Here is a 13,254-nt window from a genome sequence, read left to right on the forward strand (position 1 = left end):
AGAGAAAAGCATCATGTGGGAGGAGAAAGGAATATGAAACGGAATACAGCGGTAATAGCAGTAGTAGCTTTGGCCATAGCATTAGGCAGCGGAGGCTATATGCTGGCTGCGGAAGGGAAGGATGCGGTGACATTGGCCGCAGGCAAGAAGGCAAGCATCGTCACCGCAGAGCAGGTGAACGTATCCTTCCAAGGGGTCGGCGGCAAGATTATCGATCTGCCGGTTCAGGAAGAGCAGCGGGTTACCAAAGGAACGGTGCTGCTGGCACTTGACCCTACCGATATCGATTTGCAGCTGCAGAAGGCGCAGGCGGATATTGAGGTGACGACCCTGAAGCTCAAGCAGACGGAGGACGGACTTCAAGTCGCTCAGGAAAAGCTGAATAACGCCTTGAAGCAAGCCCAAATCGGCGTTGCCCAGGCGCAGACCTCTCAGGAGCAGGTTCATGAGGGGGCGCGTTCGGAGGATATTGAGAGACAGAAGCTCGCGGTTGCAGCGGCGGACGAATCGTACAATCACGCGTTAAAGCTCTACAATCAATTGTTGAATATGGAAGAGACTTATGATAATAATCCATACTCCTACAAGGATCACCGGGACGCTTTGGAAAATGCGCGAAGCCAGTTGGCAACGCTGCAAAACGCGCGTGATCAGCAGAATGCGGCGTTGAACAAAATGCTGAATGGCGCGACGGAGCAGGAGAGGCAGCAGGCAGCCCTCGTTACGGATAAAGCACAGGCCATCCTGGAGCAAAATCAGCTGGGGCAGGAGGATATCAACAACCAGCGGATCGGTCTGGATGCACTGGCCAAGCAGCTGGAGCAGCAAAAAATATTGCTCCAATCTCTCCAAATCCAGAAAGAAAGAATGACGTTGAAATCACCGGTAGACGGCAAAGTGGTCAAGATTGTTCCGAAGGTGGGAGAGAACGTAGGTTCGGGGACTCCCGTCATTATCGTGGAAACGGAAAAGCTGTATTTTGATATGTACGTCGATGAGCAGCAGGTAAGCAAGCTCAAGCCGGATATGACGGTGCCAGTTCATTTTGCTGCTTTGCCTGATCAAGTCCAAGGGCGCGTGCACTATATTACTGCGGCACCGCAATTTGCAAGCTTAAGAATGAGTCGCGAGAAAGGAACGGCCGATCTCAACACCTTCCAGGTGCGAATCTATGTGGATCGAACAGATAAGCTGCTGCCGGGCATGACTGCGGAGGTGCGTGTTGATGAGATCCCAGCTCGATGAATGGCGTATCGCACTCACCGGCAAATTCGTTCCAGCCATACTGATCGCCCCCTTAATCGTAGCGGCATTGTTCGGCTACATGTTCCAGAACAGCCAGATCAATGAGGCGCCGATTGCCGTAGTCGATGAAGATAACAGCATTTACAGCAGGCAGTTCACGGAGAAGGTGAATGCCTCCCAGTACATGCAGGTGACGGATGTATTTCATCAGGCGATGCAGCCTGACACCTTATTGGCGAACGAAAATTACATGGCCGTTATCTATCTGCCCCGGGGGATGGAGCAGCTCCGTTATCAAGGCAAGCAGGTCAATATCGGCGTATTGATCGACAATTCAATGCCCTCTGCGGTAGGGAACCTTCGTAACGGGATTCAGGAGCTTATCACGATTGAAAATACGACCTTGTCCGTAGGCAAGCTGAAGGTTATGGGGTTAAGTGATGAAGCGGCTGCGGGCATCGTAGCGCCGTTATCGATGCAGCAAAGATTGCTGTATAACCCGACATCGGATTTTATAGGCTTCATGGTCATCGGCTTTGTCAATGTAGTCGCGTTGGGGATTACGGCCATAGCAGCGGCATCCATTGTTCCGCGATTAAGAGTGGAAGGGAAGCTTCTGCAGGAGCTGGATCATCCGATTGGACTATGGCTGCGGGTCGTACCTTATGCGGTCATCTCCTGCATCAGTCTCCTGCTCGCCATAGGGCTGTTGAAGCAGCTCGGGGGACTCCGGTTCGCGGGAAGCGCCATAGAATTCATAGTTCCGCTGCTGCTTTACACACTGACCGTATCCTGGATGGGCATGCTTGTCGGATGGTCGGCAGCCGCTCCTTCGAAGGTCGCGCTTCGCACCTACGCTATCGTGTATCCCTCCTTCATGCTGTCAGGGGTACAGGTAGCGCCGATTGTTTTCCCTTATCCGATCCAGGTGATCAGTCATATGCTCCCTTTGACCTGGCTGTTCAAATTGTTAAGGGGGATGGGCTATCGTGGCGGCAGTATAGCCTACTTTTCAGCTGAGCTTGGTGTGTTTTTATTGATGATCGGCGTTTTGTCTCTGGGCATCGGGCTGATGATGCTCTGGGAAAACCGCAAGTTGAAAGTGAATACGCGATTGGAGGAAGTTGCAGCATGAGAATAAATAAGAAAAAAACGTCCTTATCGATACTTATGAGTGTTTGTTTGATGACAACGGCCCAGGCAGCATGGGCTGACTCGGTGGTCCCATCCGCATTGACGGCAGAAGCGGCAGCGCAGGGTACTAGCATCGTCGCTACGCCTTCTTACAAACTGAACGATAACATGAGTGTAGAAATAAAAAGCTTATTGAATGATTCCTCCTCGGACGGAGTCAAGATTGCCGCCGTAATCCGGATGAAAAGCAGCGCAGGAAAGGTTGTCAAAATTCCGGATTTGGATCTGCGGGCAAGAACGGCGGATGGCGATGAATATACGCTGCAGGCTAGTGTGCTGAATGCCCATGCGATTCGTCCGAATACGACGGAAGAATTAAACTACTTCGTCACCGTTGACCGGAAAGAAGCGGTAAGCTTGTCCGAGCTTGTCTGGCTGTCTGTCGATTGGTATTCCTTTCCCAAGACCGAGACCGAAGTGCTGACCGTCCCCGTAACGGGTCTTAGCTGGGACGGGCCGTTGTCCCAATTGACGCAGCCTGAGTATGTAAAAGCCTGGGGACAGTCGTTTCAGATTCCTACAATTGATTCCCCTCTGTTCTACACACCGGTAGCTGTAAGCACTGAAAATACGCAGCAGGGAACCATGACCTCCGTCAAGCTGCTGGTACAGAACCGGTCAGCCAAAAAAGAGACGCTTCCGGAGTTCAGCTTGGACGGCCGGGCTGTTGACGCTTCGGGTACGGACGCTTCCGTCTTCGCCGGCAAAAGGGTAGAGCAGGGTGTCATCTCTCTCGACCCTCAGGAGCAGCGGTATATTCACTACGCTATCCCGACCGATAAGAACACGGTGCTGAGCAGCCTGAATCTAGTGACGAATGAAACGTTCAAGCAGCTGGATGCCAAGGGCAATCCGACCGTCATTCCTTATTCCATCGGGAGATTGACCATTACGATGCCGAATGCAGGACAATCGGATATTGCTATTGAAGGAGCCCCGTACGACTACAACACGCCTTTCCGGTTCGATACAAATACGGATGCGATCGATCCGAATATGGACGTCTCTCTGGTAGAGCTTCATATGCACGAGAATGAAGGCGAAGGCTATCAGACGGTGATAGGGAAGTATAAGCTGACGAACCGCAGCGATCAGCCTCTGCCGATTCCGGTGTTCCAGACCAAATTAATCACCGAAAACGGGCAGACCTATTCGGGCAGCCGTCAAAGCACGACGACGCAGGAGATCATGCCGAATACTTCTTACGTGATCAGCTATTCGTATATCATGCCTTCCGAGCTGAAGGACCAAAATTTCATTCTGAAAATCGTAGATACGAAAACGGCGGCGCCGGTTTCGACAACACTCGGAGCCTATCGGCTGGCCCTTCAGCCGAATTCGCTGAATGAGGAGATGCTGACCTTCTACCCGTTCAAGGTGAAGGTGAATCTATGGCAGCTTTCAGCTAAAGCGAATTTGTCATCGGCGGCAGCGCCTAGTCCGACAACCTATTCCTATAAACTGAAGCTGGATCTCGATATCGAACGTCAGGAGCAGGTCATCGTAGACCAGAACTTCTCGAGGATGTCGCTGGAGCTTGTAGACCCTACCGGACGCCTCTTATCCGTCAAAACGCTAAGCTTTACCGGCGTCAACCGGCTTGTCAGCGGAAAGCAATTCATTCAGTTCGATAACTTGAAAACGGACGAACAGGAATACCCTCTGACGGTAAACGTCTATGAAACCATCACGACGCCAACAGGCGAAGCCAAGCGGCTCGTGGCATCCTTTAAGGAATAAGTGAGAACCCCACTCGAAGTGGGGCCTAGGGTTTGGGAAAACCTGGTATTAAGCAAAGCCTCGGAATTCATATCAAGCTAAAAAAATGACATTCGAACCATTCAGGCTCGGATGTCATTTTTATTATAGCGTGAAGGGAAGGGGTACTTCCAGTCTTAGCTCCCGCATTTATAACCAAGTCCTAAAGAGATCGTACGGGTTGTGTCCAGAACGGCAGCGATCCATTCTTCTTGAGCCGGCACCATGCGGTCGGTTGGGCCAATGGTGCTGATGGAGGCTATCACTTGCCCTGAAGCGTCGAAGATAGGGGCTGCGATACCGGTCACGCCGACATTGCGGAGGTTGGAGCTCATCTCGTAGCCTTTAGCGCGAATCTGACTCAGTCGTTCCTTGATATCTGCAGGATTTTTCAAGGAATACTGCGTAAAGGTGCGAAGCTCCTCGCTCAGCACGCCGTCAATCAAGGATTCCGCCTGAAAGGCGAGAATCGACCTCGAAGCGGAGGTGGCGTAAAGAGGGAAACGGCGGTAGACTTCAATATCAAAGCGTATCGGATATTGCGAATCGATTTTATCAACATAAATGGCATCGGTGCCGTCAATGACGCACAGACACACCAATTCCTTGGTCGTAGAAGCCAGACGGTGCATATGCGGGCGCGCAAACTCCACCATGTTATGGTCCTTGAGCACTTTATTGCCAAGCTCCAGGAGAGTATAGCCCAAGGCATACTGCTTGTTCGACGGATTTTGCCGGATCAGTCCTTCGCTTTCCAAAGTAATAAGAAGCTTGTGGACGGCACCCTTGGACAGGCCCAGCCGTTTGCTGAGATCCGTAACCCCCAGCTCTTTGGGCGAATCGAGGAACAGCTTGAGCAAGCGGCAGCTGTTTTTGACGGAAGACAAATACGTTTCCATAGAATTCCTTCTCCCTTTGACAAGTACGAAAATATTGGTATTTTATCACAATCGTTGTCATTTTCCTAGTACAAAAATTGAATATTAACAATTGCGCAAAATTTTAAATCATGCTAGAATTTATCCATAGTTCACATATAGTATACAATGTTCACATATAGTGAACAAGTGGTCGGAGCTGTATTTTTAAAAAAATGGTTTTGGAAAGGCGTTTGCTGCAACGGCTGATCGTTCGGGCTGCTGGTCCAGTAAATTCCTATACCATATAATCAGCTATCAAAAAGGGAGGATCTACATCAATGAAGAAAAAGACAATCTCTGTATTATCCGCCGTCGTTCTATTAGGCAGCGTATTGGCGGGCTGCGGCTCCTCGACGGATAAAGCGGCTAAGCCGGCTCCGGCGGCAGAAGGAAAAGCGGGCGAAGGCGCATTAACCCCGGAAAAGCAGCTGGTAGTGGCAGGTAATGGCGCAACGGTTGAGCAGTTGATGAAAGACGAGATTTTCAAGAAATTCAATGAAAAATATCCTGATGTGAAGCTGACCTACGTATCGGGCGTTTCCACCGAGATTGTCGCTAAAGCGAAAGCGCAGAAAGCGTCTCCACAAATGGACGTTACGATTATTGAGGGCGGGGAGCAGGAAGCAGGCCGTGTAGAAGGGCTCTGGGACACGCTGAACGACAAGGACATTCCTAGCATGAAGAAAGTGATCGAGGATCTGAAGACGAAGGACAACAGCGGGGTCGCCGTTAACTTTACTCCGATGGGCATTTCGTATAACGAGGCCATGGTGAAAGAAAAGAACCTGCCGGTTCCGACATCCTGGAATGACCTGGCTCGTCCCGAAATGAAAGGAAACCTGACCATTTCCGAGATTTCGAGCAACTTCGGACGTTCTACCCTCATTATGCTGGCTTACGCCAACGGCGGGAACGAGAAAAATATGGATGCAGGCTTTGCCAAAATGAAAACGATCGCAAGCTACATGCCTACCTTTGCCAAGAGTGCGGCTCAGCTGCAGCAAAACCTGCAAAACAAGAGTGCAGCCTACACCACCTGGACCATGGCGCGCAGCCTTGTGCAGAAGGATGCGGGAATGGAGCTGAAATTCGTCGTTCCTAAAGAGGGCGCGAACCTGGTGCCTAACGTAGCAACGATCGTCAAAGGCGCGAAAAACCCGAATGCAGCGAAGCTGTTCGTAGAATTCCTGCTGTCGGATGAAGTTCAGAAAATGTATGCCAGCAAGCTGTACTATAACCCTGCGACGAATGTGAAGCTGCCGGATGATACGGCGAAGCTGCTTGATTTTGACCGCAGCAAGGTCGTGAAGTTTGATCTGGAAACCGTAGGCGCCAAGACACCGGAATGGATTGACCGCTTCAACAAAGAGATTGCACCCAATGTAGGAAAATAGGTGAGAGAACGTGGCAAAAACTTACGATGTAGAGCTTCATGGGATACGCAAAACGTTTGGTTCGAATATAGTTGTTGATAACTTTGATTTGCAAATCGAGCAGGGAGAATGCATCTCCTTTCTCGGCCCGTCCGGGTGCGGCAAGACGACGACACTGAACATGATCGCGGGATTCCTCGATCCGGATCAGGGCGAGCTGATCGTCAAAGGCAAACGGATGAACGGCGTCCCGGCTAACAAAAGGGATCTGGGAATGGTGTTTCAGACCTATTCGCTGTTCCCTCATATGACTGTTTCCGATAATGTAGCTTACGGTTTGAAGCTCCGCAAGGTGCCGAAAGCTGAGATCGCTTCCAGAGTCGCCCGCGTGCTGGAGCTGGTGAAGCTGCCCCATGTAGCGGACCGTTATCCGAAGCAGCTGTCCGGCGGTCAGCGCCAGCGTATCGCCATAGCACGGGCGCTCGTTACGGAGCCGTCGCTGCTGCTTCTGGATGAGCCTCTAAGCAACCTCGATGCCAAGCTGAGAGAAGAGCTCAGGGATGAACTGAAGCGGCTTCACCAGGAAACGGGTGTGACGACGATTTTCGTTACCCACGATCAAGAGGAAGCGCTGTATTTATCCGACCGCATCGTCGTGCTGGATCACGGGAAGGTCGAGCAGATCGGCACCCCTTGGGAAATCTACAACGAGCCGGCAAGTGAGTTCGTTCATACGTTTATCGGCAAATCGAACCGGATGACCGGGAAAGTAACCGACTTCTCGGATAACAAGCTTGTTCTGGAAGCGGGCGCCTCCGGCGGAGCCTTTGAGCTGAAGGCGAACCCGAGAGGGAGAAGCTTTACGGCTGGAAATGCCGTATCGATCTATATCCGTCCGGAGAAGCTCATGCTGGCCATGGATGACGAAGCTTCCGCCGATCTTCAACGGAATTCGGAATATGCTCATGGGGAAGCAACCGTTAAGCAGCTGTCCTTCCTGGGCTCCTTTGTAGAGTGTGAGGTAGCTCTGGGCAGCGAGACCTTGATGGTCCGCATACAATCGGCTGCTCAGCAGGGCAAGCTTCAACCGGGACAGCGGGTAGTGCTGTACTGGAATCCGGAGGACGTGTTCGTCTTTCCCGGAAAGGAGCGATAAATGATGGCGGGATCATCTGCTCCATCTAAGGGATCGCTTCGCTCGGCGCTCCTGCTGCTGGCACCGGGACTTATCGTGCTTCTGGGCGCGTTCTTGCTCCCGATGCTGTATATTTTTTTGCAAAGCGTTCAGGATGAGCATCAGCAGTTCACATTGAAAAACTACTTATTATTCGTCCAGGACCCGTATTATATCGGGGTGTTATGGAGGACGATCCGGCTCAGCCTGTACACCGTTATCGTCTCTCTGCTATTGGCTTATCCGGTTGCCATGTTTATGGCGAGAACCAGCGGAAGGCTGCGGGGGATCGTCACCTTTCTTATCATTTCCCCGCATTTGATCAGCGTCGTCATCCGGAATTTCGGATGGGTCGTCATTCTGGGGGAAAAGGGCTGGATTAACACGACGCTGCTGCAGCTCGGAATCATCGACAAGCCGCTCCGTCTGCTCTACAACGAGCTGGGAGTCGTAATCGGCTTGACGGATTCGTTCGTCGTCTACATGGTGCTGTCGATTGCAACAAGTTTGTACGCCATCGATTCCTCGCTGTATAAAGCGGCCGGGATCCTGGGCGCTTCGCGGATGCGTTCCTTCTTCACGATCACGCTTCCGCTCAGCTTGCCGGGGATGATCGCGGGAATTACGCTCGTGTTCAGCCTATCGATGAGTGCGTTCGTTACTCCGGCTTTGATGGGGGGAACGGCCGTCAAGGTGCTGCCGGTCATCGCCTACGAGAAAATTATGGCTACGTTGAACTGGCCGCTTGGTGCTGCCTTATCCTTCCTGCTGCTGGCATCGACGTACGCGCTGGTTACGCTGTTCACCAGAATCATCGAAACGAAACGGTATAAAGAGGTGTTCTCATCATGATGCGGCGATTTCCATTGTTAGGCCTTATAACGTTCCTCGTGGTTTTGTTCGTCATTTCGCCGCTTCTGGTCGTTATACCGGTTTCGCTTACTTCCAAGAACGTATTGTCGTTTCCACCGCAGGGATTTTCGTTCAAATGGTATGCGAAAATTGCCGACAGGCCTGAATTTATCGATGCCTTCATCTTCAGCCTGGAGCTTGCGGCCATTACAGCCGTACTGGCTACCCTGGTAGGAATACTGGGCGCTCTCGCGATCCATAAATACCATTTCCGGGGCAAAAAGTTCATCCACGCGCTGATGCTGTCCCCTTTAACGATTCCTTCGTTAATTATAGGGATTGCGGCGCTGTTGTTCTTTACCCGCATCGCCATTGCGGGAACGTTCTGGGGACTGCTGGCTACGCATGTGCTGATCTCGGTTCCGTTCGTTATCCGGCTGACCTTGACAGGACTCAGCGCATACGATTACACGCTGGAAAGGGCGGCCTACATTCTGGGAGCCAAGCCCGGGCAAGTGTTCCGGGATATTACGCTCCCGTTGCTGAAGCCGGCGCTGATCTCGGGGTTTATCTTCTCGTTCTTGACCTCGTTCGATAACGTAACGGTGTCCTTGTTCCTGGTATCCCCGCAGATGACGACGCTGCCCCTGGCGATTTTCAGCTATATGCAGGAAACCCTGGACCCGTTGGTGGCCTCGATTTCCTCGGTCGTTATTTTGTTAAGTCTGGTATTTATTTTGATTCTCGAATTTGTGTATGGGTTGGACCGGCTGTTCGGCTCCAATTCCCAGGCGCACTAACCGAGGTCTGGAGGATTTAAGGAAAGGTTATGGAGAGCGATGTCATTACTTGCTAGGATAGAAAGCTATATGCCGGAGCTGCTGGAGCTGCTCGAGGCGTGTGTGAACATGGACTCGCCCTCGAAAAGTAAATCGCACAATGACCGGATGGCGGATTGGTTTACCGCAGCGGCACACAAGCTGCTCGACGCCAACGTGGTGAGGCTGGCTCACGAAGAGGCGGGGGACCGTCTGCTGATCGAAGTCGGGCAGGGCACGAAGCGGATTCTGCTTGTAGGCCATTACGATACGGTATGGCCTATGGGAGAAGCGGCGAAACGGCCGTTCGCCATCCGCGACGGCCGGGCGTACGGCCCGGGCGTGTACGATATGAAGTGCGGCGTGCTGCAGGCGATGTACGCCATGAAGGCGCTGCAGGACAGCGGAGCCTGGCCTGAGGACACGCGCGTGTCGCTGTTTCTCAACAGCGACGAAGAGATCGGCAGCCCGACGTCGCGCGGGCTGATTGAGCAGCTCGCGCGCGAATCGAGCGCGGCGCTTGTGCTGGAGCCGCCCATGGCCCCCATGGGCGCGCTCAAAACCGCCCGCAAGGGAAGCGGGCGGTACAAGCTCGAAGTGCGCGGAATCTCCGCGCACGCGGGGGTGGCACCGGATCGCGGAGTGTCCGCGATCCAGGAGCTGGCGCTGCAGATCCAGCGCCTGCACGCGATGTCCGACCCGGCGGTCGGCACGAACGTCAACGTCGGCCTCATCCGCGGAGGCATCGGCACCAACGTGGTGGCCGATTACGCGGAAGCGGAGATCGACGTTCGCGTGCCGTCGGCTGCGGAAGCCGAGCGCGTGCATGCCGAGCTGATGGCGCTGAAGGCGCATCATCCGCAGGCGCAGATCGCCGTCAGCGGCCGCATGATGAGGCCGCCTATGGAGCGCACGCCGGCCAGCGCGAGACTCTTCGAGCTGGCGCAGCGGATTGCCGCCGAGGAGCTGGGATTGTCCCTGACCGAGATGGCAACCGGAGGCGTCAGCGACGGCAATTTCACCGCAGCTAGCGGCATTCCGACGCTGGATGGCCTTGGTGCCAGCGGGGATTTCGCCCATGCGCCCGGGGAATATGTGACGATAGCCGATATTCCCGCCAGGACGCTGCTGCTGGCCCGCTTGATCGAGGTAATATAGCAAAAGTTCCTATATGAAAACAAGCCTGCTCTCCGATTCGATATCATCGGAGGGCAGGCTTTTATTTATTAGGGAATGGTGCAGCTGTTGCTGCGCCTGTGAGAGCTATCCATAGGCTGTTAAGTCGGCTTAACCAACATGAAAACAAACAACACAATGCTCAGAACAGTAATAACAAGCTGTATTCGATTAAGGCCGGACACTTGAAGCTGCAGCGGTTCCGACAGCATCTCCTGATCCTTAAGTAAGGGCTGGTCAAGCATTTCCCTTAATTTCCCTTGCTTCGGTCTGATGACGGCAAACATCAGGATTTGAATAATCACGTACAGCACTAAGGAGCCGATAATCCATAAATCGAGAAAACGAACGGGTGACAAAGCGACTAGAACAATCCCGCTGATCACAGCAATGCTTCCTCCGATATTGGGGAATAAATTCAGCATCGCCCCTAATCTCAGCGATTGCTTCAGCTCGCCTACTGACTGCCTTTTGCGGTACAGCACATGAATAAAATACGTCGGTCCAATCCCGATGATCGCTGACAGGACATGCAGCAACACTAACCACTTCAACAACCATACCTCCTAAGAACGAAAGTGAATCCTTTTTTACTATACATGGTTGAAGCGTGGTATAGATACATTAAAAACAATAATTGGATATTAAATTTTCTTTATACATTTTTTTCCTAATGCTTCCTGGCCTTATTTTTTGCTGTTTTTGCCGGCTTGTAATGCTGCAATCTGGCGGATTGTGCTGAACGAACCGTTGAAGCAGAACGCTTCGATTTTCTGCTACTTCCTGCTGTGGTAGAGGAGGCATTGGAAGATATGTTTAATGTCCTCTTATCCTGGTCGTAAGTAAGCTTCCATTTTTTCCGGGGCGTGAGTCCCATCGCTTTAATGTTCGAAGCGCTCATTCGAAAGGCTTCATCCAGCTCGTTTTCCGGTACAACGACTTTGAGCTTCTTATTTACCGCCCCCCGGCTCAATGTAATGGCGCTGCCGACTGCATGATCCGGAATCCCCAGCCAGCTTAGTAAGACGTACCCGATCGTAATCACTTCGTCCTTGTTCCTTTGTGAATCGAGAAGCAAGGTCGCTTGTGCGCTGCTGGTGTTCAGACGCTGCATTTGCAATGTTTTTGTTTCTTCATTGTAAGTCAACTGAACACGGTCCCCATGCTGTAAACCGAACGTTCGGGCTGTCTCGGCACTCATCTCCAAATAGTTAAAGGCACATTCATTTCCCTGCTCCTGAACCATCGTGATCTGACTGGAGACATTGCCTCGTTTGACCGTAATGCTCTCGCGATCCGGGATAAGACGAAGATCGTTCGGCCATCCGCCGGCGCAATCCAACACGAGAATGATTCTGTCGTTCTCCATTTCTGCCCATACATTCACGTCCACGATACCCCTCGCCACGGTCTCCACTCCTTTTGGTCAAGCATAATAGCTTGCTGTCTGTCACTACACACGTGGTGTAGAATATGTCCATCCGTCCTGTAATGCTTGTATGGTTGTACCGAAGAAGAGAGAAATCAGCACATACTGCGCACAGTTGAAGTTGGGAAGGGATCAAGGTATACTCGGTAATATTTGAGGCGATGCTTTAGTTTTTCATTAAATGAAGGAGAGGGAAGGGAAAGCTGTTGGATAAAGCACATATATTGCTAAGAGCTGCTGAGGATGTACGAAGAGAGCTGGAGTCGGACTCTAGCGGACATGATTGGTGGCACATCGAAAGGGTAACCCGCCTGGCCCGTTATATAGCCGAAAGAGAGCAGGCCGATCCGTTCCTTTGTGAGCTGGCAGCGCTGCTGCATGATCTTGCCGATGAGAAGCTGAATCCGTCTGCGGAAGCGGGAATGAGCAAGGTACGAAACCTTCTCGCCTCCTATGAAGTCGATACAGAGACTGAGTCGCATGTTCTGGAAATTATCGGGACGATGTCCTTCAAAGGAGGACACAATCCGCCTGTACGAACCAAGGAAGCTCAGGTCGTTCAGGATGCGGATCGCATTGATGCGTTGGGAGCCATCGGGATAGCGCGAACGTTTGCCTACGCAGGCTGGAAGGGCAGCTTGATCTACGATCCGGAAAATCCGCCACGTAAGGAGCTGACTTATGAGCAGTACCGGAATGGACGGTCGACGGCCATCAACCATTTTTACGAAAAGCTGCTGAAGCTCTCCGACCTGATGAATACCGAGACCGGACGGCGGATCGCCGGAAGCAGGCATCGGTATATGGAGTCCTTTTTGGAGCAGTTTTATCTGGAATGGGACGGAAAGGACATCTAGTGTCTATATTTGTGTCATAAAAAGAACATTTTCCACAAAATTACATTTTTTTCGTCTTTTTCTATAAAAAAGCCGTGTGTCTGAGTTTATTTGCAAAGTACAGGCACGTATAGGCTGCCGCCCACATAAAAATAATACTGATCTCTTGAAGCGGAGCCAGTAACCTCATGTTCCGCACAACTTGTAGGGGGTGGCAGCTATGCCCGGCTTCTTTTCCGCAATAGCCTTGTTCATTAAAGAGTTAATGCTCCTCGTTTCCTACGTCAAAAACAATGCGTTTCCCCAACCCTTGACAGAGGATGAAGAAGAAAAGCATCTTCGATTGATGTCCCAGGGAAACCAACATTCCCGAAATTTGCTTATTGAACATAATTTAAGGCTTGTCGCGCACATCGTCAAGAGGTTATAAACAAACTCCAACGTAATTATTTTATCTTTTCCGAACAGCTTTTGCTCAA

General features: G+C 51.8%; 12 protein-coding genes and 1 pseudogene. 10 read left to right on the forward strand and 3 right to left on the reverse strand.

Going from position 1 to position 13,254, the window contains the following annotated elements; all coding sequences use genetic code 11:
* The first annotated feature begins 33 nt into the window (after nt 1–33).
* The 3 genes from B1728_RS24090 to B1728_RS24100 are packed head-to-tail and all read left to right on the forward strand — an operon-like array spanning nt 34 to nt 4,179.
* Entirely contained in the window at nt 34–1,245 is a 1,212-nt protein-coding gene (locus tag B1728_RS24090; protein WP_079912973.1) for an HlyD family secretion protein, read from the forward strand.
* Nucleotides 1,226–2,380, forward strand: coding sequence for an ABC transporter permease (locus B1728_RS24095; protein WP_079912974.1), 1,155 nt, complete (start codon nt 1,226–1,228; stop codon nt 2,378–2,380). Before B1728_RS24090 ends, B1728_RS24095 begins: the two co-directional genes overlap by 20 nt.
* Nucleotides 2,377–4,179, forward strand: a complete 1,803-nt coding sequence (locus B1728_RS24100; RefSeq protein ID WP_079912975.1) for a hypothetical protein — start codon at nt 2,377–2,379, stop codon at nt 4,177–4,179. Before B1728_RS24095 ends, B1728_RS24100 begins: the two co-directional genes overlap by 4 nt.
* A gap of 155 nt (nt 4,180–4,334) precedes the next feature.
* On the opposite strand, the gene B1728_RS24105 is transcribed toward B1728_RS24100, so the two are convergent.
* Nucleotides 4,335–5,096, reverse strand: coding sequence for an IclR family transcriptional regulator (locus tag B1728_RS24105; protein ID WP_079912976.1), 762 nt, complete (start codon nt 5,094–5,096; stop codon nt 4,335–4,337).
* A gap of 299 nt (nt 5,097–5,395) precedes the next feature.
* Between B1728_RS24105 and B1728_RS24110 the strand changes: the two genes are divergently transcribed.
* Genes B1728_RS24110 through B1728_RS24130 form a run of 5 tightly spaced genes read left to right on the forward strand, consistent with a single transcriptional unit; the run spans nt 5,396 to nt 10,492 of the window.
* Entirely contained in the window at nt 5,396–6,511 is a 1,116-nt protein-coding gene (locus B1728_RS24110) for an ABC transporter substrate-binding protein (protein ID WP_079912977.1), read from the forward strand.
* A 10-nt stretch (nt 6,512–6,521) separates the two neighbouring features.
* Nucleotides 6,522–7,646, forward strand: a complete 1,125-nt coding sequence (locus B1728_RS24115; protein ID WP_079912978.1) for an ABC transporter ATP-binding protein — start codon at nt 6,522–6,524, stop codon at nt 7,644–7,646.
* Nucleotides 7,647–8,516 (forward strand): ABC transporter permease, encoded by an 870-nt coding sequence (locus B1728_RS24120; protein WP_079912979.1) that lies wholly within the window; start codon nt 7,647–7,649, stop codon nt 8,514–8,516. It abuts the gene before it with no gap.
* Nucleotides 8,513–9,316 (forward strand): ABC transporter permease, encoded by an 804-nt coding sequence (locus tag B1728_RS24125; RefSeq protein WP_079912980.1) that lies wholly within the window; start codon nt 8,513–8,515, stop codon nt 9,314–9,316. The genes B1728_RS24120 and B1728_RS24125 overlap by 4 nt, the downstream gene beginning before the upstream one ends.
* 39 nt (nt 9,317–9,355) lie before the next feature.
* On the forward strand, nt 9,356–10,492 hold the full coding sequence (locus B1728_RS24130; protein WP_079912981.1) for a M20 family metallopeptidase: 1,137 nt from the start codon (nt 9,356–9,358) through the stop codon (nt 10,490–10,492).
* A gap of 119 nt (nt 10,493–10,611) precedes the next feature.
* Here the strand turns inward: B1728_RS24130 and B1728_RS24135 are convergent, their stop codons facing one another.
* Complete coding sequence (locus tag B1728_RS24135; protein ID WP_179136180.1) at nt 10,612–11,064, reverse strand: DUF2269 family protein; 453 nt, start codon at nt 11,062–11,064, stop codon at nt 10,612–10,614.
* Nucleotides 11,065–11,180: 116 nt separating this feature from the next.
* A complete protein-coding gene (locus B1728_RS24140; RefSeq protein ID WP_079912983.1) occupies nt 11,181–11,918 on the reverse strand; it encodes a hypothetical protein in 738 nt (245 codons plus the stop codon).
* Nucleotides 11,919–12,145: 227 nt separating this feature from the next.
* Between B1728_RS24140 and B1728_RS24145 the strand changes: the two genes are divergently transcribed.
* On the forward strand, nt 12,146–12,796 hold the full coding sequence (locus tag B1728_RS24145; RefSeq protein WP_079912984.1) for an HD domain-containing protein: 651 nt from the start codon (nt 12,146–12,148) through the stop codon (nt 12,794–12,796).
* A 199-nt stretch (nt 12,797–12,995) separates the two neighbouring features.
* Nucleotides 12,996–13,199, forward strand: a pseudogene (locus B1728_RS36920) (RNA polymerase subunit sigma-70); the annotation flags it as partial.
* Between the last annotated feature and the right edge of the window lie 55 nt (nt 13,200–13,254).

The organism is Paenibacillus sp. 32352 (assembly GCF_002042965.1).
Classification (GTDB): domain Bacteria; phylum Bacillota; class Bacilli; order Paenibacillales; family NBRC-103111; genus Paenibacillus_S; species Paenibacillus_S vulneris.

Coding starts and splice junctions, on each gene's coding strand:
- B1728_RS24090 (WP_079912973.1), top strand. CDS start 34: ATGAAACGGAATACAGCGGTAATAGCAGTAGTAGCTTTGGCCATAGCA.
- B1728_RS24120 (WP_079912979.1), top strand. CDS start 7,647: ATGATGGCGGGATCATCTGCTCCATCTAAGGGATCGCTTCGCTCGGCG.
- B1728_RS24110 (WP_079912977.1), top strand. CDS start 5,396: ATGAAGAAAAAGACAATCTCTGTATTATCCGCCGTCGTTCTATTAGGC.
- B1728_RS24130 (WP_079912981.1), top strand. CDS start 9,356: ATGTCATTACTTGCTAGGATAGAAAGCTATATGCCGGAGCTGCTGGAG.
- B1728_RS24105 (WP_079912976.1), bottom strand. CDS start 5,096: ATGGAAACGTATTTGTCTTCCGTCAAAAACAGCTGCCGCTTGCTCAAG.
- B1728_RS24095 (WP_079912974.1), top strand. CDS start 1,226: ATGAGATCCCAGCTCGATGAATGGCGTATCGCACTCACCGGCAAATTC.
- B1728_RS24125 (WP_079912980.1), top strand. CDS start 8,513: ATGATGCGGCGATTTCCATTGTTAGGCCTTATAACGTTCCTCGTGGTT.
- B1728_RS24100 (WP_079912975.1), top strand. CDS start 2,377: ATGAGAATAAATAAGAAAAAAACGTCCTTATCGATACTTATGAGTGTT.